The organism is Rhizobium sp. 01T444, assembly GCF_056398305.1.
In genome coordinates, this window is record NZ_JBFTPD010000013.1 from 40,908 (window position 1) to 66,784 (window position 25,877).

General features: G+C 61.2%; 22 protein-coding genes and 1 pseudogene. 11 read left to right on the forward strand and 12 right to left on the reverse strand.

Annotated elements, in window-relative coordinates; genetic code table 11:
• Positions 1 to 100 precede the first annotated feature (100 nt).
• Complete coding sequence (locus tag AC1DTN_RS18330; RefSeq protein ID WP_113325670.1) at positions 101 to 421, forward strand: 2Fe-2S iron-sulfur cluster-binding protein; 321 nt, start codon at positions 101 to 103, stop codon at positions 419 to 421.
• Between the two features lie 298 nt (positions 422 to 719).
• Here AC1DTN_RS18330 and AC1DTN_RS18335 read toward each other — a convergent pair whose 3' ends face one another.
• Positions 720 to 1,349: a DUF922 domain-containing Zn-dependent protease gene (locus AC1DTN_RS18335; protein WP_113325669.1), complete on the reverse strand. Its 630-nt coding sequence runs from the start codon at positions 1,347 to 1,349 to the stop codon at positions 720 to 722.
• A 102-nt stretch (positions 1,350 to 1,451) separates the two neighbouring features.
• On the opposite strand from AC1DTN_RS18335, the gene folP reads away from it, so the two are divergent.
• The 3 genes from folP to folK all read left to right on the forward strand — a co-directional run bounded on the left by folP (position 1,452) and on the right by folK (position 3,360).
• Positions 1,452 to 2,324 carry a dihydropteroate synthase gene (gene folP, locus AC1DTN_RS18340; RefSeq protein ID WP_477921981.1) on the forward strand — a complete coding sequence of 291 codons (873 nt, stop codon included), beginning with the start codon at positions 1,452 to 1,454 and terminating at the stop codon, positions 2,322 to 2,324.
• 159 nt (positions 2,325 to 2,483) lie between these two features.
• Positions 2,484 to 2,852 carry a dihydroneopterin aldolase gene (folB, locus tag AC1DTN_RS18345; RefSeq protein ID WP_113325672.1) on the forward strand — a complete coding sequence of 123 codons (369 nt, stop codon included), beginning with the start codon at positions 2,484 to 2,486 and terminating at the stop codon, positions 2,850 to 2,852.
• Complete coding sequence (gene folK, locus AC1DTN_RS18350) at positions 2,833 to 3,360, forward strand: 2-amino-4-hydroxy-6-hydroxymethyldihydropteridine diphosphokinase (RefSeq protein WP_477921982.1); 528 nt, start codon at positions 2,833 to 2,835, stop codon at positions 3,358 to 3,360. The genes folB and folK overlap by 20 nt, the downstream gene beginning before the upstream one ends.
• 57 nt (positions 3,361 to 3,417) lie before the next feature.
• On the opposite strand, the gene AC1DTN_RS18355 is transcribed toward folK, so the two are convergent.
• The 6 genes and pseudogenes from AC1DTN_RS18355 to AC1DTN_RS18380 all read right to left on the reverse strand — a co-directional run bounded on the left by AC1DTN_RS18355 (position 3,418) and on the right by AC1DTN_RS18380 (position 8,495).
• On the reverse strand, positions 3,418 to 3,993 hold the full coding sequence (locus tag AC1DTN_RS18355; RefSeq protein WP_477921983.1) for a cysteine hydrolase family protein: 576 nt from the start codon (positions 3,991 to 3,993) through the stop codon (positions 3,418 to 3,420).
• Positions 3,994 to 4,014: 21 nt separating this feature from the next.
• Positions 4,015 to 4,233: pseudogene (locus AC1DTN_RS18360) on the reverse strand (hypothetical protein); the annotation flags it as partial.
• 380 nt (positions 4,234 to 4,613) lie between these two features.
• Entirely contained in the window at positions 4,614 to 5,165 is a 552-nt protein-coding gene (locus tag AC1DTN_RS18365) for a hypothetical protein (protein ID WP_477921984.1), read from the reverse strand.
• A 211-nt stretch (positions 5,166 to 5,376) separates the two neighbouring features.
• A complete protein-coding gene (locus AC1DTN_RS18370; protein ID WP_442205822.1) occupies positions 5,377 to 6,456 on the reverse strand; it encodes a YcjF family protein in 1,080 nt (359 codons plus the stop codon).
• Entirely contained in the window at positions 6,453 to 7,928 is a 1,476-nt protein-coding gene (locus AC1DTN_RS18375; protein ID WP_477921986.1) for a YcjX family GTP-binding protein, read from the reverse strand. Before AC1DTN_RS18375 ends, AC1DTN_RS18370 begins: the two co-directional genes overlap by 4 nt.
• Before the next feature lie 72 nt (positions 7,929 to 8,000).
• Positions 8,001 to 8,495 (reverse strand): SixA phosphatase family protein, encoded by a 495-nt coding sequence (locus tag AC1DTN_RS18380; RefSeq protein ID WP_442205823.1) that lies wholly within the window; start codon positions 8,493 to 8,495, stop codon positions 8,001 to 8,003.
• A gap of 277 nt (positions 8,496 to 8,772) precedes the next feature.
• On the opposite strand from AC1DTN_RS18380, the gene dksA reads away from it, so the two are divergent.
• On the forward strand, positions 8,773 to 9,192 hold the full coding sequence (gene dksA / locus AC1DTN_RS18385) for an RNA polymerase-binding protein DksA (protein WP_007826301.1): 420 nt from the start codon (positions 8,773 to 8,775) through the stop codon (positions 9,190 to 9,192).
• A 94-nt stretch (positions 9,193 to 9,286) separates the two neighbouring features.
• On the opposite strand, the gene AC1DTN_RS18390 is transcribed toward dksA, so the two are convergent.
• Complete coding sequence (locus AC1DTN_RS18390; protein WP_477921987.1) at positions 9,287 to 10,390, reverse strand: flagellar biosynthetic protein FliO; 1,104 nt, start codon at positions 10,388 to 10,390, stop codon at positions 9,287 to 9,289.
• 303 nt (positions 10,391 to 10,693) lie between these two features.
• Here AC1DTN_RS18390 and cckA point away from each other — a divergent pair, with 303 nt between their 5' ends.
• Positions 10,694 to 13,297 carry a cell cycle histidine kinase CckA gene (gene cckA, locus AC1DTN_RS18395; protein ID WP_310388289.1) on the forward strand — a complete coding sequence of 868 codons (2,604 nt, stop codon included), beginning with the start codon at positions 10,694 to 10,696 and terminating at the stop codon, positions 13,295 to 13,297.
• Positions 13,298 to 13,375: 78 nt separating this feature from the next.
• On the opposite strand, the gene AC1DTN_RS18400 is transcribed toward cckA, so the two are convergent.
• The gene (locus AC1DTN_RS18400) at positions 13,376 to 14,302 is read right to left on the reverse strand and encodes a pseudouridine-5'-phosphate glycosidase (RefSeq protein ID WP_007826295.1); all 927 of its coding nucleotides are present in this window, start codon (positions 14,300 to 14,302) and stop codon (positions 13,376 to 13,378) included.
• 30 nt (positions 14,303 to 14,332) lie between these two features.
• A complete protein-coding gene (locus AC1DTN_RS18405; RefSeq protein WP_310388286.1) occupies positions 14,333 to 15,277 on the reverse strand; it encodes a carbohydrate kinase family protein in 945 nt (314 codons plus the stop codon).
• A gap of 229 nt (positions 15,278 to 15,506) precedes the next feature.
• Here AC1DTN_RS18405 and recA point away from each other — a divergent pair, with 229 nt between their 5' ends.
• The 3 genes from recA (at position 15,507) to AC1DTN_RS18420 (ending at position 20,503) form a co-directional block, all read left to right on the forward strand.
• Positions 15,507 to 16,598, forward strand: coding sequence for a recombinase RecA (gene recA, locus AC1DTN_RS18410; protein WP_007826290.1), 1,092 nt, complete (start codon positions 15,507 to 15,509; stop codon positions 16,596 to 16,598).
• A gap of 153 nt (positions 16,599 to 16,751) precedes the next feature.
• Positions 16,752 to 19,406, forward strand: coding sequence for an alanine--tRNA ligase (gene alaS / locus AC1DTN_RS18415; RefSeq protein ID WP_477921988.1), 2,655 nt, complete (start codon positions 16,752 to 16,754; stop codon positions 19,404 to 19,406).
• 245 nt (positions 19,407 to 19,651) lie between these two features.
• Positions 19,652 to 20,503: an AraC family transcriptional regulator gene (locus tag AC1DTN_RS18420; RefSeq protein WP_477921989.1), complete on the forward strand. Its 852-nt coding sequence runs from the start codon at positions 19,652 to 19,654 to the stop codon at positions 20,501 to 20,503.
• 63 nt (positions 20,504 to 20,566) lie between these two features.
• On the opposite strand, the gene AC1DTN_RS18425 is transcribed toward AC1DTN_RS18420, so the two are convergent.
• Complete coding sequence (locus AC1DTN_RS18425; protein WP_113322769.1) at positions 20,567 to 21,196, reverse strand: glutathione S-transferase family protein; 630 nt, start codon at positions 21,194 to 21,196, stop codon at positions 20,567 to 20,569.
• A 552-nt stretch (positions 21,197 to 21,748) separates the two neighbouring features.
• On the reverse strand, positions 21,749 to 22,960 hold the full coding sequence (locus AC1DTN_RS18430) for an NADP-dependent isocitrate dehydrogenase (RefSeq protein WP_113322771.1): 1,212 nt from the start codon (positions 22,958 to 22,960) through the stop codon (positions 21,749 to 21,751).
• Positions 22,961 to 23,149: 189 nt separating this feature from the next.
• Between AC1DTN_RS18430 and AC1DTN_RS18435 the strand changes: the two genes are divergently transcribed.
• Positions 23,150 to 23,692, forward strand: coding sequence for a hypothetical protein (locus AC1DTN_RS18435; protein ID WP_477921991.1), 543 nt, complete (start codon positions 23,150 to 23,152; stop codon positions 23,690 to 23,692).
• 143 nt (positions 23,693 to 23,835) lie between these two features.
• Complete coding sequence (locus AC1DTN_RS18440) at positions 23,836 to 25,872, forward strand: FUSC family protein (protein WP_477921992.1); 2,037 nt, start codon at positions 23,836 to 23,838, stop codon at positions 25,870 to 25,872.
• The last annotated feature ends 5 nt before the right edge of the window (positions 25,873 to 25,877 follow it).

Genomic DNA, 25,877 nt, shown 5'->3' on the forward strand with positions numbered 1-25,877 from the left:
GATCTGCGAATCTCCGGGCGATCAGGCAATGTTGACTGACGCGCCGAATTGTCGGAAGAAAATCCGCCCATCTACTACGAAAGACCGGAACCTAATCCTGATGCCCAAACTTACCATCGTCGCCTTTGACGGAACGCGCTTCGATCTCGACGTCGATCAAGGCTCCACCGTAATGGAGAATGCGGTCCGCAATTCCGTGCCCGGCATTGAGGCCGAATGCGGCGGCGCCTGCGCCTGTGCGACCTGTCACGTCTATGTCGACGAGCAGTGGACTGAGATCGTCGGCCCGCCGGAAGCTATGGAAGAGGATATGTTGGACTTCGCCTTCGACGTGCGCCCGACCTCGCGTCTTTCCTGTCAGATCAGGATGAAGGCTGCCTTGGACGGGCTCACCGTGCACGTGCCGGAACGGCAGGCTTAACTCCCAAAACCGCAACTCTTTCCAAAAAGAGAGCCTCGCACGCCGGAGGCGGGCGAGGCGAGGCGGGCGCATTACCTACGGATGAGGGAGGAACACCCGCGGCTTCGGAACGCGCCAGGAGAACACAGTCACGAAAGCCAGCTGCCTTACTACACTTTCGAATATAGTCATATTACCGCGTTCCGGTTGAGTCCACCAGAATGAAAAATGACCGGTAAAAGGCTGGGAGTTCCACAAGCTTCGCACAAGTTTCATTGGGCAGCTAACGTTCTTTGCTCGCATTGTGGGCAAAAAGAGCTTATCTTTCGCCGCCCTTGCCCTTGAGTCTGTTGTTGAGCAGTCGCAGCATGCGATTCTGAAAATTGACCGCCTCGACGCGATCGAATCGGGCCTGCAACTTGTCGTGCTCCTCTACCCCGCGAGCCGACACATCCGAAACGAGCTCCTGCATGGCCTCGCAATTGCGCCGCGAAGGCAGCGCCTTGAGTTCACGTTCCATGACACGCGCCTGAGTGCGGGCGATCTCGGCATGGCGCTCCTCATGGCGCCTGATATCGCTCGACAGCGCATCCCAGATCATCGACAGCTCGCGGCTCGCGCCCTTGCGGTTGCTCCAGCGCGGCATGATGATCTGTGTGTGGACGGTGACCTTGACATTGCCGACACGGCAGCGGCCATTGTCCTGGATATAAGTCGCCTCGCCGCCGAAACGGATCTTGGTGGCGCCGGGATGGCGAGCGGAGGAGCCGTTCGCCGTAGGGCCACGGCGGCTCAGCTCATCGTCCAGCTCGTCGGCCGTCTTTCCCTTAATATCGAAATAAGAATAGCTTTTCGTTGCAACGACTTCGGCAGCCGCGGGGCCGCAGAGGAAAAAGGCAATCATGGAAAAGGCGATGGGAAGGCGCATATAACGCAACGCAAGCGGCATTCTGAACTGAACCTGTGTTGAAGTTTGGCGGAGCTTGGGGCATAGCCACCGCAAGAGCAATATCGGATAGCGGCTTTTTTGGCTAGCGACGGGATTAGACTGGTGAAGCAGCTCGATAGCAGTTTCTGGCGTGTGGCCCATGGCCGCGAGATCGAGCTCAACAAGCGCTCGGTGATCATGGCGATCGTCAACGTGACGCCAGATTCCTTCTCCGACGGCGGGCGCTACGACACGGTCGACAGTGCCGTCGAGCATGCGCTGCAGGCAGTAGCAGACGGCGCCGAAATCCTCGATATCGGCGGCGAGTCGACCCGGCCGGATGCGGCCTACGTCAGCCCGGCGGAGGAACAGGCGCGCGTACTGCCCGTCATAGAGGCGCTCAGCAGACGCACGCAAGCCCTGATTTCCATCGATACGTATCGCGCGGAAACGGCGCGGCGTGCCATCAGTGCCGGCGCCCATATCGTCAACGACGTCTTCGGTCTGCAGAAGGAGCCTGAAATCGCCACGCTGTCGGCTGAAACCGGGGCGGGGCTCTGCATCATGCATACGGGCCGCGACCGGCAGAAGCTTGCCGATATCATCGATGACCAGGTCTTTTTTCTCGAGCGTTCGCTGGAGATCGCTTCCGCTGCCGGTGTCCTGCGTGACCGCATCGTGCTCGATCCCGGCTTCGGCTTTGCCAAGGAGACGCCGAAGGAAAATCTGGAACTGATGGCGCGTTTCGAAGAGCTGCACCGCTTCGGCCTGCCGCTTCTGGCCGGCACGTCGCGCAAGCGCTTCCTCGGCGCCGTCACCGGCCGGGAGCCGGCGGAGCGCGATGCGGCGACGGCGGCGACGAGCGCGCTTCTCAGGCTGCAGGGGGCGGCTGTTTTCCGGGTACACAATGTCGCAATCAACAGGGATGCGCTTGCCGTAGCCGATGCTATGCTGGCCGCCCGGAACGACGCTTCGAAAGCGTGTCACGATCCATAAGATCCGGGTGCCACGCTTTAAGTCTTTGTTTTTCGCATGTCGTTATCGCAAAACCGCAGCGCACTGTTGCGCGACATGCTTGAAGTCTTTGTTTTACGCATGTCGTTGTCGCAAAACCGCTACGCACTTTTGCGCGACATGCTTTAGGGGGAGGCCGTCATGAGTACCTATACGATCCTGATGCAGAACTGCGCCTTCTTCGCCCGCCACGGCGTGCATGCCGAGGAGGAATTCCTCGGTCAGCGTTTCTTCGTGGATGCCGAACTGGAGGTGGAAGCGGGCAGCGCACTGGAAAACGATTCCATCGATGAGACTGTCCACTACGGCACCGCCTTCACCATCATCGAAGAGATCGTCGTCGGCAAGCGGCGTTACCTGATCGAGGCGCTGGCGTTCGATATTGCTAAGGGTCTTTGTAATAAATTCCCGCAGATCATCAGGGCCAAGATCACGGTGCGCAAGCCGAATGCGCCGATCCCTGGCGTGCTCGATTTCGTGCAGGTGACCGTTGAGCATCGTACCCGATAATCCATTCCGTCTCGCAACGCTCGGCCTCGGCGGCAATATCGGCGATCCGGTCAAGTCCATGGCATCAGCGCTTGCGGTGCTGGGCGCCCGTCCGGACTGCCGGGTGGCGGCTGTCTCGCGGCTTTACCGCACGCCGCCCTGGGGCAAGACCGACCAGTCCCATTTCTTCAACTCCTGCGCGGCGGTGGAAACACGGCTTGCGCCGGAAGCGCTTCTCGATCTCTGCCTGTCGATCGAGCGGGAGATGAAGCGCGAGCGCATCGAGCGCTGGGGGCCACGCACACTCGATATCGATGTGCTGACTTATGAGGGCGTCGCGCAGGATGCGCCGCGACTGGAACTGCCACATCCACGCATGACCGAGCGGGGCTTCGTGCTGATGCCGCTTGCGGATATCGCGCCCGAACTCATGGTCCGAGGCAGGGCGGTGGCCGATTGGCTAGCTGGCGCCGACATTGCGGGGATCGAAATCGCGGACGAGAGCCGCGACTGGTGGCGCAAGACTTAACGGAGCCGCCAAGCACAGGCTGCGAAACCTGAACAGCCCCAGGAGCCCTGCCATGCGTCAGAGACCGGAAAGGAATGCGTTCGTTTCGGTAATCTCCACCTGCACCGAAAAGCGGCCGCCCAGCAATTCCAGCGTAGCGTCATGCGTTTCGTCAGCACTGCTGCAGACAGCGTCTTTTAACAGAATGACGCGATAGCCGAGATCGATTGCGCCAAGTGCTGCAGCGAGCACGCAGATATCCGTCTCGCCGCCGGTAATAACGATGGCTTCGACCTTTTCCCGCGTGAGTGTTTCATGCAGCCGCCCGTCGACCCAGGGAGAATAGGTTCGCTTGTCTAGGAAGCGGGCAGGAGGCGCGAAAGGCTTCAGATCGGCAACAATATCAATAAGTTCCGGCGGCAAGCACTTGCCGGTCATCATCGGCCATTTTTCGTAGTAGTTCCTCCACATGCCGGGCATGGCATCAGCGGTCGGCGGCGGAACGAAGCGCGTGAAAACCGTTCGCTCCGCATATCGTCCCGAGAGTTCAACGATCTGCGGCGACACCGTCGCCATCCAAGGCACATGCCATGCCGTCTGTTCCGCGAACATCCTCTGCATATCGATGCAGAGATGGATCCAGTTATCGGGCATCGGACCTGAAGCTTCAAGCATTCAGGGCGAATTGATGCTGGGCAGGAAATCCTCGACCTGCTTGCGGTCAGTTGCAGAAAGCGGCTGCACCTGCTCCTGCCAGAAGCGTTCGGCCTCCGGCGGATCCTTCTCCCACTGGCGCACAGTGGTGATGTTGTCGTCGATCTTGCAGCGGCGGTGTCCGCCGAGGCGCAGATATTCCTTGGCGAGCTTCAGGCTCCTGGTTTCCGTATCCGTGCTGGTTGCGTTCATGTCCTTCGTCTCCATAGCTGAGCAGGAACAAGTCCTGCCGTTTACGAAGAACGGCGCGTGGCGGGAAATGATCCCATGCCATCACGAAATACTAAAATAGGGAACGCAGCCCGAGCGGTTCTCCTATCGAGGGCGGTCAAGCCGCTCTCGCAAAGAATCGCAGAAAGAGAGTCCATCATGGCAAACCAAGGCGTTCACACGGACAGCGTATCAAGGCAGACCAGCAGAGCAGTAAGAACAGCCGCTGACAACCAGGACCAATAGGAGAAACGCCCCGCTACTGCGGGCGTTTTTCGAGTGCGCTATCAGCCAAAAAGCAAAGCGGCGGAAAACCGCCGCTTCAGGAAAATCCGTTCGGAACGAATAGCCTACTGGATCGAGCCGACTGCCATTTCGTCGACCTGGCGGGTCAGCGTCAGGCCAATGACCGGAACCATCTGGCTTTCGACCTTGACCGAAACGGTGACGTTCATGGTCTTGTCGTCGCGAACGCGGGCAATCATCGCGCCGTTCAGTTTGGAGCGATTGATGCCAACGACGACGGTATCGTCGGTAACGGCGCCGGAAATGATATCGAGGCCCTTGCCTTCGGCGCCATCGAGGAACTTGCCCTTGTAGGTGGAACCGGACTGCGAGATGACAGCGCTCATCGGCTGCTTGAAGACGCCGACGCGGCAGGTGCCGTCGAGMTTGATACCGGCGGAGGAATCATCGGCCGGAGAACCGACGAGATTGCAGGTGAATTTCGTGCCCTTGTACTTGCCGGCGACGATTTCGCCCGGACCCTTCCAGGTGCCGGCGACGGATTCGAAGAAGGCCTTGTCGCGGGTTGCGGCAGTGGCGTTGGAAGCGACGTCTGCCACTGGAGACAATGCCGCGGCGGCCAGGCCGCATACAAAAAGAAACTTGCGCGAGTACATGGATTTTCCTTGGCAAACACCACTCGGGAACTGGTCTGAAGTTTTGCCGGAGAATGGTTAATGCTTTCTTTCTGGGGCGCTGAAATGCGTGGAAATACAGGGCTTTCGCAAGGTAAGGATTCTGAGGTTGCGCCTTTAGCGCATTGAATCCGCTTGAATTTTTTGTACCCTAAGTAAGAAGGCCTAAATATGTCGAAATTCGGCTTTTTGCTCAGGGGTTACCGTTGCGTGCCGTCATCGATGGCGTCAGGTCGCCGATGAAATCGCCGATTCCCGGCCGTTTCAGCGCCCGGAAAGTCAGCGGACGGCAGAGATCCATGGCGGCAATGCCAATCCGCGCCGTCATCAGCCCGTTGATGACGCCTTCGCCGAGTCGGGCCGAAAGCTTGGAAGCGAGCCCATGGCCCAGCACCTGCTGAACAAGGCTGTCGCCGACAGCAATCGAGCCGGTCACGGCAAGGTGGGCGAGCACGTCACGCATCAATCTCAGCATGCCGAGCGTGCCGGGACGGCCGCCGTACAGTTCGGCCATGGCGCGGATCAGGCGGGCAGCCTCATAGAGCACGTAGAGTAGATCGACGATGGCGCGCGGGCTGACGGCCGTGACGATCGAGACGCGCTTGGAGGAATTGACGATCAGCGCACGTGCCCGACGATCCAGCGGCGCAAGCAGTTCGCGCTCGGCAAGCGCAATCAGGTGCGGAGCATCGATGACCTCGCCTTCGGTCTCTTTCAGCGTGGCGCGGCCCTTGGCGGTTTCCGGCTTGTTGCCGAGCAGGCCTGTCAGGCGGGCGACGACCGCGCGCGCCTTGGCGGGCCGCGTTTCCAGAATCGCGGCATCGGCTTCAGCCTTGATAGTCTGCACCGCGGCAAGCCGCATCATGCCCGCCGTCTCCCTGATGACGATTGCAATGACGGCGAGGATGCCGATCGCGAGAACGGAAAGCGCGGCATAACCCAGCCAGTCGGCGCGGCTGAAGAGATCGCGGATCAGCCGGTCGGTCCAGAGGCCGAAGGCGAGCGACAGCAGAATGCCGAAAGCGCCGGCGGCGATGCTGGCGAAGGAGGTGCGCCGCTTGCGCGGGGTAGCGACCGGCAACGGGCTCAGATCCTGCTCAGGATTGAGGAAGGGATCTTCCTCATCCGGCGTCAGCACCACCTCGCCTGAGAAGCTAGCGGGCTTGCGGCGCTCGGCCCGTGGCGTTTCGGGCGCCGCATTCTCCTCCTCAAAGGTGAAGGCGGCGGGGGCGCGGCGCGGCTGATTGGGCTGGTCGATCGGCGGCTTGCTCATGCGAGGCGGTCTCCGAACAGGAACTGCATGGCGCGGTCGAGGCGGATATGCGGCACGGAGAGTTTGATCCCGCCGCCGGTTTCCTCGAGCTGCGGCGGGCGGAAGCGCACGACATTGACGTCGGGCAGCTCGACCGACGCGTCGCCGGCTTCGATGCGCTCGAAGAGAGATTCGGGGTTTTCCGGCAGATCGCCGGGGAAGATCGCCGTCTTGCGCTCACCGTCGAAGATTTCACCGGCGATCTTTTCACCGGCCATGGGTGTTCCGACAATGACGGGCAGGTCGTGGCCGTCGCGGCGCACGGTGGCTTCCCGCGTGGCGCGCACGGAGGCAAGCGCCATGACATCGATGCCAGCGCCGGCCATGCCGATGCGATCAATGGCGCGGTCGACCAGGCGGCGTGTCAGCCGGTCCAGCCGGTCATGGCTTTCGTGGTGCAGATGGTCCGCCTTGGTGGCAGCAACCAGAACACGGTCGATGCGCCGGCCGAGCAGCGACGACAGGATTGAATTGCTGCCGGGGCGAAAGCAGGCGAGCACATCGGTCAGAGCGCGCTCCAGATCCTGCACGGCTTCCGGACCGCGGTTCATGGCCTGCAGCGCGTCGACCAGCACGATCTGCCTGTCGAGCCTGGCAAAATGCTCGCGGAAGAAGGGTTTGACGACGACGGACTTATAGGCCTCGTAGCGGCGCTCCATCATCGCCCAGAGCGAGCCGCGCTCCGGCTTTCCATCCGGGGGCAGGGCAAGCGGGGCGAAGGTCAGCGCAGGCGAGCCATCGAGATCACCGGGCAGCAGGAAACGGCCGGGCGGAAGCGTGGAAAGCGAGCGTTCGTCGGCCTTGCAGGCCTTCAGATAATCGGCAAAGCTGGTGGCGAGATCGCGGGCGACCATTTCATCGGCGGAAGCAGTGATATCCGTCGCTTTCGTCAGCGCCAGCCAGGCATTCGACAGCTCGGCGCGAATGCCGGTTGCGGCAAGGGCGATGGTTTCCTCGCTGAAGGTGCGGAAATCCTTGCCGAGCAGCGGCAGGTCGAGCAGCCATTCGCCGGGATAGTCGACGATATCAATCGACAGGCGGCCGGGCGAGAACATACGCGTCCAGGAGCTGGCGCTCTGATAATCGAGCGTGATGCGCAGCTCGGAAATCGCACGGGTGGAATCCGGCCAGATGCGCTCCTTCACCAGTGCGCGGATATGGTCCTCATATTGGAAACGCGGCACGGCATCATCGGGTTGCGGCTCCAGGCGCACGGCCGACACCCGACCGGACTGAACCGCTTCGAAGAGCGGCAGCCGGCCGCCGTGCAGGAGATTGTGGACCAGCGAGGAAATGAAGACCGTCTTGCCGGAGCGGGAAAGGCCGGTGACGCCGAGCCGGATGGTCGGATTGACGAGACCGCTGGCGCGGTCTGCAAGATTATCCAGCGCGATCAGCGCATCGTCGGCAAAGGATGTCAGGCGTGGCGGCAAATCGGAATCCCTGATGGCACTGCCTGCAATATAGGAAGGGGCCGCTGCTGGAAAAAGAAGCGGCGCGAAAGCTCAGTCGATGACGAAATCGACGAGACGCCATGCCGAAGTCGTAGCGACATAGCTGATGACAGCGAGACCGGCTGTCGGGAAGCCTTTCGGCACAGAGGCTGCCATAGCCTTTTGGCCGATCAGCGCCGATAGGGCCTGCTCCATGGTCGGGTTATGGCCGACGAGCATGACGCTCCCCACATCCTGCGCATCGATGATTTCGAGATAGGTATCGACCGAGGCGTTATAGAGCGTATCGACAAAGCGCATGTCGAGCGTTTCGCCCATCGCCCGGTGCACGGCCTCGGCCGTGTCGCGACAACGAAGCGCGGTCGAGCTGATCAGGATGTCCGGACGGTAGCCCTTATCGGCGGCGCGGTCGGCGACAATTTCGGCATCGCCGAAACCCTTTTGGCTCAGCGGGCGGTCAAAATCGCGCTGTCCGGGCTCGGCCCAGGCGGCTTCGGCATGACGCAGGAGGTAGATCCGATGGGGTGGAGGCAGGAGGGCGGCCATGGGCAAATCCAGCTTCGAACGGAGCCTTTTCAGTAGCGGTTGCAATCCCGCAACGTCAACCGTCCACAGGCTTCCAAGAGCGCAAAAGGGGCGTCCCAACACGACGTTTTGAAGGCCAAGCAAAAATCGCTGGTCGGAATAATGATGCGAAAATAGACTGTTAGCTCAAATTTATGACAGATTTAAAAATCTGTTTACCTGTCTTATTTGGCTTGAATCGCGGATAGCGCATGGGATATACACCCGGCCAGATGAGATGTTCTTCAGGAGAATCGCGTTGAGTGAGAAGATCGATCTTAGCAATTATGTTCCCTCGGAAGACGAGGAGTTCATGAATACGAACCAGCGCGCTTATTTCAGAGCCAAGCTGGTTGCCTGGAAAAACGATATCCTTAGAGAAGCGCGCGAAACACTCGACCATCTGGCTGAGGAAAGCGCAAACCACCCTGATCTCGCAGATCGTGCATCTTCCGAAACCGACCGGGCGATTGAACTTCGCGCCCGCGACCGTCAGAGAAAGCTGATCTCCAAGATCGACGCAGCCCTGCAGCGCATCGAGGATGGCACGTATGGCTACTGCGAGGAAACGGGCGAGCCGATCGGCCTGAAACGCCTCGACGCCCGCCCGATCGCCACGCTGTCGATCGAAGCGCAGGAACGCCACGAGCGCCGCGAAAAGGTTTACCGGGACGAATAATCACTTCCGGACCGGCAATGAAAAAGCACCGCGAGACGATCGCGGTGCTTTTTGTTTTGGTGCCCTTTGCTCTGGGGCCATAAGGCTCCAGCTTTTACTTGTCGCGATTGACACTCATTTCGCCGAAGATGCGGGCGACTTCCTTTTGAAGTGCGGCATCCGCACCCGTGATCGGTGCCATATCGGGGTCGCGACGCGGCATTGAGCCGGGCTGAGGAGAACCGGGCTGCGGGGCGGGGCGGGCCTGCTGCGCATTGGGTACGGGAACCACGCGCTCGGCAGCCGGATTGGCCGATATCTCATCATCAAGGATGCGCTGGAAATCGCGGCGGATGGCAGCCGATTGCAAACCGCCATCTTCCGTCGCGAGCGGGGTGCCGCGCGAGACGGCGGGAGCGCTCTGGGCCGGCGGAGTGGACACTTCCGGTTCGATGCGCTGCTGCGGCAACACGCGCTGGCGGGCTGCATCGAGGATATCTGCGGCGCTAGCGGCATCGGGCACGGGTTGCGGAGCGGGGCGTTCGGGCTGGCGCGGCTGAAGCTGCGACACCCGCTGCGGGCCGTCGCGCTCGGCTGTGAGCGGCGGAGCGGAGACCTGTGGCGCGGGAGCCTGCTGGCCCGACATCTGCTGGGCAGACATGGGCGGCGCGACTGCCGGAGCGACCGAAGGTTCGGGGCGCTGGCGAAGCGGCTCGGCCTGCGGGGCGATGACTGGGACGATGACCGGAGCCGGTGCCGGGCTGTAGGGTTCGAAATCAGGTTCGGCGCTTGCCGCCACAGGTGGTGCGACGGGGGCGGCGACTGGCTTCGGCGGCGGCTCGCGGCGCGGCTGGACTGCTGCACGCTCCTGAGCGACAGCACGCTCCTCGACCGGCTGTGGACGGAACTCAGCAGCGGTTTCGGCTTCGGTTTCCGGCAGGATGCGGCTTTCGATGACGATATCGGTCGGGCCGCCGATCATGACGAGATGTTCGACATTGTCGCGGCGCACGAGAACCAGGCGACGGCGGGCGTCGACGGCGGCGGCATCGAGCACCTGAAGGCGCGGCTGACGGTTGCGACCACCGCGCACGAAAGGCGAGGGCGCGCGGCCGCGCAGGAACCACAGAACGGCGATGAGCAGGATGAGGGCAATGCCGACGCCACCGGCGGCAAGCAGGAAGCGGCTACCGTAAGCCCCTACAACATCATCGAACATAGGCACTCACTCCATTTCGCATTATGGCACAACAGACGACTTTTCCGCTCCTTAGGCAAGAGCCGGCGGGTCTGTCCAGTCACCGGCGAACGCGATTTCGTGTTGTGCAACTATTTGGCCGGGCGCTCGCTGCGGCACCGGCGGGATTACGGGCAAATTGGCGCGTTTGCCTGTGAATTCAAGCAGTCTAACGAAACCTGCTGTTTTTGCGGGCGCAGCAAGTTGATAAGAAGGAAAGACTGCCTGATTCCTGCTTCGTAGCGATGTTACGAGCGCGGCAGGAAGGGCTTATGCGAGGAATAGATGACGAAATCGCGTCAGGTCGACGACTATAACGCGCCGCTTGTGGATCGTGGGGGGCGTTCTGGCACGGCGATACGCATCATCCTGCTGGCGATCGTGCTGATTGCGGCGGCCGCGGCCTTCGTCTTCTTCAAGGATTCGCTCGGCAACGAGCTGGTGCTCGGCTGTCTCGGCGTTCTCGCCATGGTCGGCATCTTCTTTCTCGTCTCCTCCGTCATCGGCTTCATCGAGGTCATGCCGCAGCGCCAGTCAGACAGCCTGGCGCGCGCTTTCCTGAACGGCCATCCCGACGGAACGCTGATCACTGACGAGAAGGGCCGCATCGTCTATGCCAATGCCGCCTATGGCGCATTGACCGGCGCGCGCAAGGCGACCGAGGTGCAGACACTGGAGACGCTGCTGTCGCGCCACCGCGAATCGAACGAGGCGCTCTACCGGCTGGTGAACGGGTTGCGCGAGGGCCGGGAGGGGCGCGAAGAATTCCGCCTGCTGCGGGCCGTTGGCCCCGGAAGCAACGCCGGCGCGCATTGGTATCGCCTGAAAGCGCGGCTCCTGAAGCCGGAAGAGGGCGACAGCAAGCCGCTGCAGATCTGGCAGATCATCGATATCACCGCCGAGCGTGAGGATCAGGAGCGCTTCTTCAAGGAGTTGCAGAACGCGATCGATTATCTCGACCACGCTCCGGCAGGCTTCTTCTCCGCCGGGCGCAAGGGCGAGATCTTCTATCTGAACGCCACGCTTGCGGAATGGCTGGGTCTCGATCTCACCAAATTCATGCCGGGCTCGATGAACATCGGCGATCTCGTCGCGGGTGAGGGGCTGGCGCTGATCCAGTCGGTACAGGCCGAGCCGGGGCTGAAGAAGACCGTGACGCTGGACCTCGACCTGCGCAAATCGAACGGCCAGAGCCTGCCGGTGCAGATCATCCACCGCGTCACCTCCATGCGTGACGGAGCGCCCGGCGAGAGCCGGACGATCGTGCTGACGCGTGACAAGGACAGTGAGAACGGCCAGTCGGCATCGGCGGCCGCCATGCGCTTCACGCGCTTCTTCAACAACACGCCGATGGCGATCGCTTCGGTCAATGGCGATGGCAAGATTCTGCGCACCAATGCGCCTTTCCTGAAGCTTTTCTCCAATATCGTCTCGCGTGACGATCTGGAGCGCGGCGCGCTGATGGAAACGATCGTGCAGGACAGCGACCGGCCGCAGCTTGCCGCGGCACTCGCCGCCGCCAAGGATCGCCAGGGCGACATCCCGCCGATCGATTCCCGCACGCCGACCGATGATGCACGCTTCTTCCGCTTCTATGTGAATGCAGTCATCGATCAGAGCGACGAGGCGCCGGAGGAGGCGGCTATCGTCTATGCGGTGGAAGTGACCGAGCAGAAGGCGCTGGAAGCGCAGATGGCGCAGACGCAGAAGATGAATGCGGTCGGCACGCTTGCCGGCGGCATCGCGCACGATTTCAACAACGTGCTGACGGCGATCCTGCTGTCTTCCGACCATCTGCTCTTACAGGCGCGACCTGCCGATGCGAGCTTCGCCGATCTGATAGAGATCAAGCGCAATGCCAACCGCGCGGCGGTGCTCGTGCGCCAGCTTCTCGCCTTCTCGCGCAAGCAGACGATGCGGCCGACGGTGTTGAACCTGACCGATGTCGTCGGCGACCTGCGCATGCTGGTCGACCGGTTGATTTCGGGTACCAACGTCAAGCTCGACGTCGAATATGGCCGCGATCTCTGGCCTGTCAAAACCGATCTTTCGCAATTCGAGCAGGTGCTGATCAATCTCTGCGTCAATGCCCGTGACGCCATGCCTGATGGCGGCACGCTGACGCTGCGCACCCGCAATCTGCCGGCAGCGGAAGTTGCCGCCTTCAACTATTCCTACATGCCGCATGAAGACATGGTGCTGATCGAGGTGACCGACACTGGCACCGGCATTGCGCCCGAGATCATGGACAAGATTTTCGAGCCCTTCTTCACCACCAAGGATGTGGGCAAGGGCACAGGTCTCGGCCTTGCCATGGTATACGGCATCGTCAAGCAGTCCGGCGGCTATATCCAGCCGGAATCGGAAGTCGGCAAGGGCACGACCTTCCGTATCTTCCTGCCGCGCCATATCGTCGAACCGGCAGTCGCTGCGGAAGCGGAAGCCGCCGATCAGGCCGTTGCGACCGGTGGCGCGCAGATTGTGGAACTCGTCCAGCCGAAACAGCCGGAAGACCTGACAGGCTCAGCCGTCATCCTGCTTGTCGAGGACGAAGAAGCGGTGCGGCGCGGCGGCAAGCGCATGCTGGAGACGCGTGGCTATACGGTCCATGAGGCCGGCTCCGGCGTCGAGGCCCTCGAGATCATGGAGGAGCTCGAAGGCAAGGTGGATATCGTCGTCTCCGACGTGGTGATGCCTGAAATGGACGGGCCGTCGCTGCTGCGCGAGTTGCGCAAGAACTATCCGGATCTGAAGTTCATCTTCGTGTCCGGTTATGCAGAGGATGCGTTCGCCCGCAACCTGCCGCCGGAAGCGAAGTTTGGCTTCCTGCCGAAGCCGTTCTCGCTGAAGCAGCTGGCTGTGGCGGTGAAAGAGACGCTGGATAGCTGATATGATTAAGGGGCGCTGTGCGCCCCTCAAGTCTCGCTACGATGGATCGTTGGCGGGGTCAGCCCGCCAGACGTTGGCTTACTCGCCGAGCGCTACAGCAATCTCTGCGGCAAGCCGCGCATTGTTCTCTACCAGCGCAATATTCGTCTTCAGGCTCTGACCGTCGGTCAGGTCGAAGATCGTGCTCAGCAGGTAAGGTGTTACCGCCTTGCCGGTGATTTCGTCACGCTCGGCGCTATCAAGCGCGCGCTCGATGTAGATTTCCATTTCCTCGCGAGCGATTTCATCGGCTTCCGGAACCGGGTTGGCGATCAGCATGCCGCCGTCGATGCCGAGTTGTTCGCGCGTCGTCTGGAAATTGGCGATCGCCGCCGGGCTGTTCAGCGTCAGCGGGCTGCGAATGCCTGATGAGCGCGACCAGAAAGCCGGGAATTCGTCGCTTTCATAGGTCACGACCGGCACGCCGCGGGTTTCCAGCACTTCCAGCGTCTTCGGAATATCGAGGATCGCCTTGGCGCCGGCGCAGACGACGATGACGCCGGTGCGGGCGAGTTCTTCGAGGTCGGCCGAGATATCGAACGTTTCTTCCGCGCCGCGATGGACGCCGCCGATGCCGCCGGTTGCAAACACCTTGATGCCGGCACGCGCCGCCGCAATCATCGTCGCCGCAACCGTCGTCGCACCCGTGCGACGTTCGGCGATCGAGAAGGCAATATCGGCGCGCGATACCTTCATGACGTCCTTTGCCTTGGCGAGCTGCTCCAGCTCAGCGGGTTCGAGGCCGATATGCAGCGTGCCGTGGATGACGGCGATGGTGGCGGGGACCGCACCCTGATCACGGATGATCGATTCGACGCTACGCGCCATCTCGATATTGCCGGGGTAGGGCATGCCATGGGTGATGATGGTCGATTCGAGTGCCACGATCGGGGCGCCGCGCTGCTTGGCGGCGGCCACTTCCTTCGAGTAGGAGATCGGCAGCAGGGGCGAGAAGGGTTTGGTCATGATCCGTATCCGTTTATCGGTGTTGCCGCTTCATTGCAGAATTCTCGCCGCCGGGACAAGCGAAAGCATGTTGCGCAGCAGTTCGGGTGAAAGATTTTCGTTCACGGCGTGCCTCGACTGGACGGTGAGGGCGGCTGCCGCCGTGCCATGGCGAACCGCCTCTTCCAACGGCAGGCCGAGCATGAGGGCCGAGAGCGTGCCGGCTGCCAGCGAATCTCCAGCCCCCGTGACATCGGCCACTGTCTCCGAAATCGGCGGCTGCAGGACGAGCGCACGGCCATCCTTGAAGGCGACAAGCTCGCGCTTGCCACGGGTGACGACCGCACCGGTGACGCCGATGTCAGCGAGCAGGGACGGCCATGCGTCGGCATCTTCCGGCCGCAGACCGATGAGCGCCGCAGCCTCTGCCTCGTTGAGAAAAAGGTAGTCGATGTCTTCGAGGCAGGGCAGGAGGCGCACCACCTTGGCCGGCGAAATGGCAATAGCCGCCACCGGCTTGCCGAGCGCCTTTGCCCTTGCGACGATCGCGGCCGCCGTTTCCTCCGGCAGGTTGGCGTCGAAGAGAATGAAATCGGTGGCGGCAAAGGCGTCGCGCACCCAGCGGATCGACAGCCGCCGCGGTACGAAGAAGCGGTAAAGCTCCATGTCCGCCAGCGCGATGACCAGATTGCCGTCCTTCTCGATGATCGCCGTGTAGCTCGGCGTCTTGCGATCGAGGAAGACGAAGGGGCGGTCGTCTATACCCGCAAAGTCGGCCGCTTCGCTCACCATCTCGCCGATCGGGTCACCACCGCGCGGCGAAATCATCGTCACGTCGAAGCCGAGGCGCGCCAGATTGCGGGCCGCATTGAAGCCGCCGCCGCCCGGTTCCTCGAACCATGTGCCTGGATTGCTGGCGCCTGGCGCCGTCTCGCCGGCAATGCGGCCGCGGCGATCGATATGGGCGCCGCCGAGAACGAGAATCTTGCCGCTCATTTCTGCTGCTCCCAGACGAATCGAATAGCGGCAAGAACGCCGGCGTTCAGCGCAGGCGGCGCACTAAGGCGTTGCTTTGCATCGATAAAACAAAAATAGAACACAGGCCGTTTTACCTTTTTCTTTCAATTATTTGCAACCCTATTGCGAAATAAGAACAAATCAGGTACAAACTTCGCATCAGCGGCGACATTGCTTGAGCAGCGTCAATAACCTAAAGGTGGATCGAATGTCTCAGAATTCATTGCGGCTCGTAGAGGACAAATCGGTGGACAAAAGCAAGGCGCTCGAAGCGGCACTCTCACAGATCGAGCGGTCGTTCGGCAAGGGCTCGATCATGAAACTCGGCTCGAACGAGAGTATCGTCGAGATCGAAACGGTTTCTACGGGTTCGCTCAGCCTCGATATCGCGCTCGGCATCGGCGGCCTGCCGAAGGGCCGTATCATCGAAATCTACGGTCCGGAAAGTTCTGGTAAAACGACGCTCGCGCTGCAGACCATTGCCGAAGCGCAGAAGAAGGGCGGCATCTGCGCCTTCGTCGACGCCGAACATGCGCTCGATCCGGTCTATGCCCGCAAGCTCGGTGTCGATCTGCAGAACCTTTTGATTTCCCAGCCGGACACCGGCGAGCAGGCGCTTGAAATCACCGATACGCTGGTGCGCTCCGGCGCCATCGACGTTCTCGTCGTCGACTCCGTTGCAGCGCTGACGCCGCGCGCCGAAATCGAAGGCGAAATGGGTGACAGCCTGCCGGGCCTTCAGGCCCGCCTGATGAGCCAGGCGCTGCGCAAGCTGACGGCTTCGATCTCCAAGTCGAACACCATGGTGATCTTCATCAACCAGATCCGTATGAAGATCGGCGTCATGTTCGGCTCACCGGAAACGACGACGGGCGGTAACGCGCTCAAGTTCTATGCCTCCGTTCGCCTCGACATCCGCCGCATCGGCCAGGTCAAGGAGCGCGAAGAGGTGATCGGCAACCAGACGCGCGTCAAGGTCGTCAAGAACAAGATGGCGCCTCCCTTCAAGCAGGTCGAATTCGACATCATGTATGGCGAAGGTGTCTCCAAGACCGGCGAGCTCATCGACCTCGGCGTCAAGGCCGGCATCGTCGAGAAGTCGGGCGCCTGGTTCTCCTATAACAGCCAGCGCCTCGGCCAGGGTCGCGAAAACGCCAAGATCTTCCTGCGCGACAATCCGGATCTCGCCCGCGAGATCGAGACGGGGCTGCGCCAGAATGCCGGCCTGATTGCCGACCGCTTCCTGCAGAACGGCGGCCCTGATGCCGGCGACGACGCAGGTGATGCCGGCGACATGTAATTCGCCCTGACCGCTGAGGCAATTCAGCACCGGCCGCGTTCTCTCACGAGAATGCGGCCGGTTTTGTTTGTTTGCTGGACAGTGGCAAGGTCGAACGATAAAAGCCGATGGATTTAATTTTACCTGCCTGCTGGCAGCATCGAAGGGCATGAAATGAGCGGTGTAAACGATATCCGGTCGACCTTCCTCGACTACTTCAAGAAGAATGGCCATGAGGTCGTTCCATCGAGCCCGCTCGTGCCGCGCAATGACCCGACGCTGATGTTCACCAATGCCGGCATGGTGCAGTTCAAGAACGTTTTTACCGGCTTGGAAAAGCGTCCCTATTCGACGGCAAYGACCTCGCAGAAGTGCGTACGCGCCGGCGGCAAGCATAACGATCTCGACAATGTCGGCTATACTTCACGCCACCTGACCTTCTTCGAGATGCTCGGCAACTTCTCTTTCGGCGATTATTTCAAGGAGAATGCGATCGAGTTTGCCTGGAAGCTGGTCACCGAAGGTTTCGACCTTCCGAAGAACCGCCTGCTGGTGACGGTCTATTCCGAGGACGAGGAAGCCGCGACGCTGTGGAAGAAGATCGCCGGTTTTTCCGACGACAAGATCATTCGCATCCCGACGTCGGACAATTTCTGGCAGATGGGCGATACCGGCCCCTGCGGCCCGTGCTCGGAAATCTTCATCGACCAGGGCGAGAATGTCTGGGGCGGCCCTCCCGGCTCGCCGGAAGAGGATGGCGACCGGTTCCTGGAATTCTGGAACCTCGTCTTCATGCAGTTCGAGCAGACCGAGCCCGGCGTTCGCAACCCGCTGCCGCGCCCGTCGATTGATACAGGCATGGGCCTGGAGCGCATGGCTGCCGTTCTGCAGGGTGTGCAAAGCGTGTTCGACACCGACCTCTTCCGCACGCTGATCGGCACCATCGAGGATACGATGGGTGCCAAGGCAGAGGGCAGCGCCAGCCACCGCGTCATCGCCGACCATCTTCGCTCCTCGGCCTTCCTGATCGCCGATGGCGTGCTGCCATCGAATGAAGGCCGCGGCTATGTGCTGCGCCGTATCATGCGCCGCGCCATGCGCCACGCACAGCTTCTCGGCGCCAAGGAACCGCTGATGTACAAGCTGCTGCCGACGCTGGTGCAGGAGATGGGCCGCGCCTATCCGGAACTGGTGCGCGCCGAGGCGTTGATCTCCGAAACGCTGAAGCTCGAGGAAAACCGCTTCCGCAAGACGCTGGAGCGTGGCCTGTCACTTCTGTCAGACGCGACCACCGACCTTTCCAAGGGCGACATGCTGGATGGCGAGACCGCCTTCAAGCTCTACGACACCTACGGATTCCCGCTCGACCTGACGCAGGATGCGCTGCGCGCCCGCGAAATCGGCGTCGATATCTCCGGCTTCACCGATGCCATGGAGCGCCAGAAGGCCGAGGCACGTTCGCACTGGGCCGGCTCCGGTGAGAAGGCCACGGAAACCGTCTGGTTCGAGCTAAAGGAAAAACACGGCGCGACCGAATTCCTCGGTTACGACACCGAAACGGCTGAAGGCGTCGTCCAGGCGATCGTCAAGGACAGCGCCGTTGCCGACGAAGCCAAGGTCGGCGACAAGGTGCAGGTCGTCGTCAACCAGACGCCATTCTACGGCGAGTCCGGCGGCCAGATGGGCGATACGGGCGTGATCTCGTCCGACCACGGCAAGATCGAGATTTCGGATACGCAGAAGAGGGGTGAAGGCCTGTTCGTGCATCTGGGTACGGTCATTGAAGGTGTGATCAAGGCCGGTGATGCGGTCGTGCTGACGGTCGATCATGCACGTCGCTCGCGCCTGCGCGCCAATCACTCGGCAACCCATCTTCTGCATGAGGCGCTGCGTGAAGTGCTCGGCACCCACGTCGCCCAGAAGGGTTCGCTGGTCGCTCCCGAGCGCCTGCGTTTCGACGTCTCGCATCCGAAGCCGATGACGGCGGAAGAACTCAAGGTCGTCGAAGAAATGGCAAACGAGATCATTCTGCAGAATGCGCCCGTGACGACCCGCTTGATGAGCGTCGATGATGCCATCGCGGAAGGCGCCATGGCGCTGTTCGGCGAGAAGTATGGCGATGAAGTGCGTGTTGTTTCGATGGGTACGGGTCTGCATGGTGCCAAGGCCAACAGGCCCTATTCGGTCGAGCTCTGTGGCGGCACGCATGTGTCGGCGACCGGCCAGATCGGGCTCGTGCGCATCCTCGGCGAAAGCGCCGTCGGTGCCGGCGTTCGCCGTATCGAAGCGGTGACCGGTGAATCGGCGCGCGAATATCTCGCCGAACAGGACGATCGCGTGAAGACGCTTGCCGCCTCGCTGAAGGTGCAGCCGTCGGAAGTGCTGTCGCGCGTCGAGGCACTGATGGACGAGCGCCGCAAGCTCGAAAAGGAACTGGCCGATGCCAAGCGCAAGCTCGCCATGGGCGGCGGGCAGGGCGGTTCTGCCGATGCCGTGCGCGACGTCGCCGGCGTGAAGTTCCTCGGCAAGGCCGTGGCCGGCGTCGACCCGAAGGATCTCAAGGGCCTCGCCGATGACGGCAAAGCCAGCATCGGCTCCGGCGTGGTGACGCTAATCGGCGTGTCCGAAGATGGCAAGGCAAGTGCTGTCGTTGCCGTGACGCCCGATCTCGTGGATCGTTTCAGTGCGGTCGATCTGGTGCGCGTTGCCTCCGCAGCGCTCGGCGGCAAGGGTGGCGGCGGTCGTCCTGATATGGCGCAGGCCGGCGGCCCTGATGGAGCCAAGGCTGATGAGGCGCTTGAGGCTGTTGCAGCAGCGATTGCAGGCTGAATTTCTGACATGGATTGAAAGCAAAGGCGGGACATGTTCCCGCCTTTTGTTTTGGGCGAACGCCGCCTTTTACTCAACGTCATCCTCGGGCTTGTCCCGAGGATCTGCTGTGATCCGCTGTAGATCCTCGGGACAAGCCCGAGGATGACGAAAGGGCAGGCCGCTTGCGTTTCCCGGCAAGTCAGCAGGATTTGTCAAATCAGGCTATGGTTTGCTGCAGCCGATCGAATAGCAAAGGGTTTGATATGACAGGTGAAACGGCATGGGCGCTCTACGAGAACCGTCTGAGACGGGTCTCGGCCTATATCCACGATCATCTCGACGAGGATCTGGATATGGAGCGGCTGGCCGAGATCGCCTGCCTGTCGAGCTATCACTGGCACCGGATCTATCGGGCGATTTACGGCGAGACGCTGGCGGCAACCGTCAAGCGGCTGCGGCTGCATCGCGCGGCGGGCGATATCGTCCGCACGGAACTGGCGGTCGCCGAGATTGCGAAGCGATCAGGCTATCCCAATCTCCAGTCCTTCAACCGCATATTCAAATCGGTCTATGGAATGCCGCCGGCACGCTACCGGAAAGAGGGAAGCCACACGCAGTTCGAACCCTCAATCTCCGGAAAGGTGAAAACCATGTTTGACGTAAGCCTGAAAACCATCCCGCCGCTCGAATTGGTCGGCGTTCCCCGTACCGGCTCCTATATGGAGATCGGCAAGGCCTTCGAGACGCTGTTCGGTACGCTCTATGCCCGCGGGCTCGCAAAACCCGATATGCGAATGATCGGCGTCTATCTCGACGATCCCGATCTCGTGCAGCCCGAGAAGTTGCGCTCCGTCGCCTGTGTCGCGGTCGGCGAAGAGACGACCGCCAACGCACCGCTGGAGCGGCGCGTGGTGGAGGGCGGCGACTATGCCGTGCTGCATCACAAGGGGCCCTATGCCGATATGTACAAGGCCTACCAATGGCTCTACGCCCAGTGGCTGCCGGCATCCGGCCGGCAGATCCGGGATCGCGTCATGTTCGAGGAATATCTCAACAATCCGCGCGAGGTCGCGCCGACCGAGCTGCGGACGGATATCTACATGCCTCTAGCCTGATCAGCTCTTTTCTTTACGCAATTCCGGACGCAAAACCGCTGTACACTTTTGCTGGAATTGCTTTCAGGCCGCCTGCATGGCTTTCGCCGCCTCATCATCCAACGCCGTTGCCCGCTTGTAGGCATCGCGTTCGGCGAGGCGGCCAAAATAATCGACGAAGGCCTGGCGCTTTTCGATACTGCCGAAAGCGAGACCCCAGCCGATATGCGAGCCGACATAGACGTCAGCCGCCGTGAAGCGGCTTCCGGCAATATAGGGGGAGGCGGCCGAAACCGCCTTTTCCAGCGTGCCCATGACGTCACCGAAGGAGCCGCAGCCGGCCATGCGCAGCCGCTCCTGCGGGATCTCGAAGCCGAGCGCCTTCAGCGTGACGGAAGCTTCCAGCGGCCCGGCGGCGAAGAACATCCAGCGGTAGTAATCGGCCCGCTCATCGGGCTGCGGGCCGAGCCTTGCCTGCGGAAACGTGTCCGCAAGATACGCACAGATTGCCGCGCATTCCGTCACGATCGTCTTCCCATGACGGATCGCCGGCACCTTGCCCATCGGGTTGACGGACAGATAGTCCGGGCCCTTCATCGTCCCGCCGAATGTCAGGATTTCGGTATGATATGGCACGCCGGTTTCTTCCAGCATCCACCGCGCTATCCGGCCGCGCGACATCGGGTTCGTGTAGAAGGTGATTTCCTCGGTCATCCTGCTCTCCTCTTTCCCATGCTCTTTTCGTAGCGCTGGCGCGGGAGATTTCAACCCTCGGAGAAGGGGGCGTCTTCACGGCCGCGCGAGGGATGACCTCTGTCGCCGGCGGCGCGTCAACTCCAGCAGTCCGGCCGGGAGGGCACCGCCAGCGCTGATTGTAGTGCTGGGTCTGGGTCTGGGTCTCAAGCAAAGCAAGATCAAGATAAAAAACAATCATATCCTGGCCCTCGCGTCGCGCGAGGAGCCTTACAAGCTGCAGAAATTCGGGGACAAAACTCTTCTTGGCCATCAGAACCTCCATGCTTAGAGCGCCGTGCGTCCATTTGGACGCACTAAGGACGCTCTAGTTTTTTGAATCTACGCATCAGGCTTTCCGAAAATCGATTCCGATTTTCAGGCCGATGTTGTAGCGAGTATCTGAATAGGCCTTGCAACTTACGCGAAGCTTACTTTTTAAAGTAACTGCTAATTTAGTGGCAAAAGCCAATTTCGCCTGACAAAAAAACCCGGCACAAGGGCCGGGTTTTTCGATTTCTATCTGAGCAGGGCTCAGGCCATTGCGGCCTGCAGGTTCTGGTCGATCTTGTCGAGGAAAGCGGTGGTGGAGAGCCACGGCTGATCGGGACCGATGAGCAGCGCCAGATCCTTGGTCATGAAGCCGGCTTCGACGGTGTCGACGCAGACCTTTTCGAGCGTTGAGGCGAACTTGGCGAGTTCGGCATTGTCGTCGAGCTTGGCGCGGTGTGCGAGACCGCGGGTCCAGGCGAAGATCGAAGCGATCGAGTTCGTCGAGGTTTCCTGGCCCTTCTGGTGCTGGCGGTAGTGGCGGGTAACCGTGCCGTGCGCGGCTTCGGCTTCAACCGTCTTGCCATCGGGCGTCAAGAGAACGGAGGTCATCAGGCCGAGCGAGCCGAAGCCCTGGGCAACCGTGTCGGACTGAACGTCGCCATCGTAGTTCTTGCAGGCCCAGACGTAGCCGCCCGACCACTTCAGCGCGGAAGCGACCATGTCGTCGATCAGGCGGTGTTCGTAGGTGATGCCGGCTTCCTTGAACTGATCCTTGAATTCGGTCTCGAAGACTTCTTCGAAGATGTCCTTGAAGCGGCCGTCATAGGCCTTGAGGATGGTGTTCTTGGTCGACAGGTAGACCGGCCACTTGCGCATCAGGCCGTACATCATCGAGGCGCGGGCGAATTCGCGGATCGATTCATCGAGGTTGTACATGGCCATGGCAACGCCGGCGCCCGGCGCGTTGAAGACTTCCTTCTCGATGACGGTGCCATCTTCGCCGACGAACTTGATCGTCAGCTTGCCCTTGCCGGGGAACTTGAAATCGGTTGCGCGGTACTGGTCGCCGAAAGCGTGACGGCCGACGACGATCGGCTTCGTCCAGCCCGGAACGAGGCGGGGAACGTTGCGGCAGATGATCGGCTCGCGGAAGATGACGCCGCCGAGGATGTTGCGGATCGTGCCGTTCGGGCTCTTCCACATTTCCTTGAGGTTGAATTCCTTCACGCGGGCTTCGTCCGGGGTGATGGTCGCGCACTTGATACCGACGCCGTACTTCTTGATCGCGTTGGCGGCATCGACCGTTACCTGGTCGTTGGTGGCGTCGCGGTTTTCAACCGAAAGGTCGAAATAGTCGATGTCGAGGTCGAGATACGGATGGATCAGCTTGTCCTTGATGAGCTGCCAAATGATGCGAGTCATTTCATCGCCGTCGAGATCGGCGACGGGATTGGCGACCTTGATCTTCTTCATGTATCTGCCTCGTAAGCTTAGGAAGGGACTATGCCCCGGGTGGGTGATGTGGGTCCGGAGCGCTATAGCATTGTGAGCCGGGAACGCAAAGCAGAACGGGCAGGGACGTGACGTTTTTGCCGCCATTGCCAAGAGCGGGAAAATGGCTAACCTCCGCCACATAAGCCCCCGAGTCCCGGACATTTTGCCATGAAAAAGATCGCCGTTCTCTTCGCCGGCCTCATTGCCGCCTCGTCCGTCCTGACGGGCGTTTCGCTTGCGGCCGACGCGACCGCGCCGGTCAAGGAAATCATTGACGACACGAAGAAGAACTGGGCGAGCGATGTCAGTGACTGGATCGATATTTTTGAAGAAAGCAGGCTCGCGCGGCTCTACAGCAAGGACTTCGGCGACAAATACAAGGACGCCGCCAAGAATCCGGCGGCCGACGAAGATGGCATTTCGCCCTTCGACTATGACGTGATCGTCAACGGTCAGGATGCCTGCCCGCTGCAGGACCTCTCCATCGAAAGCGGCCAGCCGACAAATGGCACAACCGAGGTGACGGTGAAGTTCAAGGCTGCGACATGCATGGAAGGCGCACCCAACAGAGACGCCTTCACGACCGTGCGTTTCGAGGTGATCGAGGAAGCGGGCAAAGCCGTCATCGACGATATCATGATCCAAGGCGAAGAGGGGCAGGGGCCGATCTCGCTCAAGGAAGCCATGGTGCAAATCGCCAACGGCGAATGACCCTGATGAGGTCACCGACTGGCGACTCTCCAGGGCGGCTGATGACACTTGGCAATCATCATATTGGTGTGATTTGATTTTTGTCGAGGCGGCGGTATCTCGCTCTCGGGTTCGCCACATCCGGCGCATGAGGACTGGCAAGGGTGATTTCCGGCTTTGAGTTCCGAGACTGGCTGCTTGCCAATGACCCGGCGCTTTCGCGCCTGCGCATGGGCACGCGTGTCACGCTGTCGATCGTGCTCTCCTTCGCAATCTTGCTTTTGATCCACATGCTCATCGTGCCGCTGCCGATCGCGTCCTATGGTCTCGGAATCGTTCTGTCGATCGAAGGCGGGGTCGCGGTGCGCGACAAGGGCTCGACGCGCCAGCTCATCACAAGGCTGCTCGGCTGTCTTGCAAGCCTCGTCGTCGTCGGCATTGCAGCCGCGCTTGAATCGCAGCGCTACCTTTCGGACTTCATCTTCCTCGTGGTGATCTTCCTGGCCTCATCTGCGCGCATTTATGGCCCGCGTGGCTTTGCTATCGGCATGTTCGCCTTCACCTCCTATTTCATGGGCTCCTACTTCCACCCGACGATCGGCGAATTGCCTGTCGTCTTGATCGGCCCTGTTGTCTCGGCGCTTGTCAGCCATTGGGTGAGGGCGGTGCTTTTGCCCGACAATTGGCGGCGCGATCTGCTGCGCTCACTGGAGAGCGTGCGGGGCCGCATCAACCAGATCCTCTTCAAGCTTGCCGCCCTTGCGGCGGATGGAAAGGTCGATGAGGCCGACCGGCAGGAGCTGCGCCAGCTGGAAGACCGGCTGAAGGAAGTGGTGCTGATGGCCGAGAGCTTCATTCCGCGTCCGCCCGGCGGCGTCTTCGATGGCGCTTCCGCACCGGCCGCGGAACTGGCGATCCGGTTGTTCGATGCGCATCTGGCGACGGAAAGCGCCATCGTGCTGGGCTATCAGAGTGCGCCGCCCTTTGCACTCATCCATGCCGTGATCGAGGATGACAAGGCGGTGCTTTCGGCTGAGGAGAAGGCGGTCGCCGACATGGAGGGCCAGCCGCAGGGAGAGACGGCACGTGCGCTCCTCTGGCTCGCAGCTGCGCGCAGGCAGCTCGCAGAAACGATCGATGCCGGACGCAGGTCGGATTTCGCCGAGATCGCCTCGATTGAAGAGTCCAGCGCACCTTCCACTATCGATTTTTCGTTCAGAAACCCGCTGATGCGCTCGGCCCTGCAGATCACGCTGGCAGCGGCGATTGCGATGACGCTGGGGCTCGCCTTGTCGCGCGAGCGCTGGTTCTGGGCGGTGCTCGCCTCCTTCCTTGTCTTCACCAACACCAATTCGCGCGGTGACACTGCCATCAAGGCGCTGCAGCGATCGATCGGTACCCTGCTCGGAATTGCCTTCGGCCTGGTGCTTGCGACATTGCTGACCCAGCATTTGGCGATTGCGCTATTGGTTTCGGTCGCCTGCGTTTTCCTTGCTTTCTATTTCCTGCAGATTTCCTATGCGACGATGACCTTCTTCATCTCGATCGTGCTCTGCCTGGTCTATGGCATGATGGGTGTCCTGACCTTCGATCTCCTGAAACTGCGACTTGAGGAAACGGTCATCGGCGCGGTCGCGGGAACGCTGGTCGCCTTCCTCGTCCTGCCGGCGCGCACGCGCGGTGCGCTCGATACGGCGGTCGCCAAGTGGTTCGAGGCCCTGAAGGAGCTGCTATCGGACGTATCGGACAAGAAGAGCCAGCCCGAACTCATCGTCATCTCGCAGAAGGTCGATGCCTGCTACCGCGACATAACGCTCGCCGCACGCCCGCTCGGCTCTACCTGGTCCATTGTCACCAGGCCGGGACAGATCCGCCAGACGCTGGCAATCTTCCTGTCGGTCACGTACTGGTCGCGCATTCTGGCACGAAACCACACGGCCGATGCCGTCGATGACGATCTGAAACGCAGGATCGCTGCCGATATCAGCATGCTGGACACGGTTGCGCCGCGCGGCTCGGAGTGTTTCCTCATCACCCGAAAGCAGATGCGGCCGACCGGCAGGCACCTGCCGCTCTGGCGGGAGGGCGCTCGGCTGGCGGTGGAAATGATCGGCTCGACGCTGGAGCGGCTCTACCCAACGGAGACGCAGGACTTGCCGTTTGCAGCCGGCAAAGCTATTGCGCCCGTAAATCAGGAATAGGAAGA

What these genes read in the sequence shown, in the direction of transcription:
- AC1DTN_RS18330 (WP_113325670.1), top strand. Translation starts at nt 101, where the DNA reads ATGCCCAAACTTACCATCGTCGCCTTTGACGGAACGCGCTTCGATCTC.
- AC1DTN_RS18335 (WP_113325669.1), bottom strand. Translation starts at nt 1,349, where the DNA reads ATGCCGCTTGCGTTGCGTTATATGCGCCTTCCCATCGCCTTTTCCATG.
- folB (WP_113325672.1), top strand. Translation starts at nt 2,484, where the DNA reads ATGAGTACCTATACGATCCTGATGCAGAACTGCGCCTTCTTCGCCCGC.
- AC1DTN_RS18355 (WP_477921983.1), bottom strand. Translation starts at nt 3,993, where the DNA reads ATGCCCGATAACTGGATCCATCTCTGCATCGATATGCAGAGGATGTTC.
- AC1DTN_RS18370 (WP_442205822.1), bottom strand. Translation starts at nt 6,456, where the DNA reads ATGAGCAAGCCGCCGATCGACCAGCCCAATCAGCCGCGCCGCGCCCCC.
- AC1DTN_RS18380 (WP_442205823.1), bottom strand. Translation starts at nt 8,495, where the DNA reads ATGGCCGCCCTCCTGCCTCCACCCCATCGGATCTACCTCCTGCGTCAT.
- AC1DTN_RS18390 (WP_477921987.1), bottom strand. Translation starts at nt 10,390, where the DNA reads ATGTTCGATGATGTTGTAGGGGCTTACGGTAGCCGCTTCCTGCTTGCC.
- cckA (WP_310388289.1), top strand. Translation starts at nt 10,694, where the DNA reads ATGACGAAATCGCGTCAGGTCGACGACTATAACGCGCCGCTTGTGGAT.
- AC1DTN_RS18400 (WP_007826295.1), bottom strand. Translation starts at nt 14,302, where the DNA reads ATGACCAAACCCTTCTCGCCCCTGCTGCCGATCTCCTACTCGAAGGAA.
- AC1DTN_RS18405 (WP_310388286.1), bottom strand. Translation starts at nt 15,277, where the DNA reads ATGAGCGGCAAGATTCTCGTTCTCGGCGGCGCCCATATCGATCGCCGC.
- recA (WP_007826290.1), top strand. Translation starts at nt 15,507, where the DNA reads ATGTCTCAGAATTCATTGCGGCTCGTAGAGGACAAATCGGTGGACAAA.
- AC1DTN_RS18420 (WP_477921989.1), top strand. Translation starts at nt 19,652, where the DNA reads ATGACAGGTGAAACGGCATGGGCGCTCTACGAGAACCGTCTGAGACGG.
- AC1DTN_RS18425 (WP_113322769.1), bottom strand. Translation starts at nt 21,196, where the DNA reads ATGACCGAGGAAATCACCTTCTACACGAACCCGATGTCGCGCGGCCGG.
- AC1DTN_RS18430 (WP_113322771.1), bottom strand. Translation starts at nt 22,960, where the DNA reads ATGAAGAAGATCAAGGTCGCCAATCCCGTCGCCGATCTCGACGGCGAT.
- AC1DTN_RS18435 (WP_477921991.1), top strand. Translation starts at nt 23,150, where the DNA reads ATGAAAAAGATCGCCGTTCTCTTCGCCGGCCTCATTGCCGCCTCGTCC.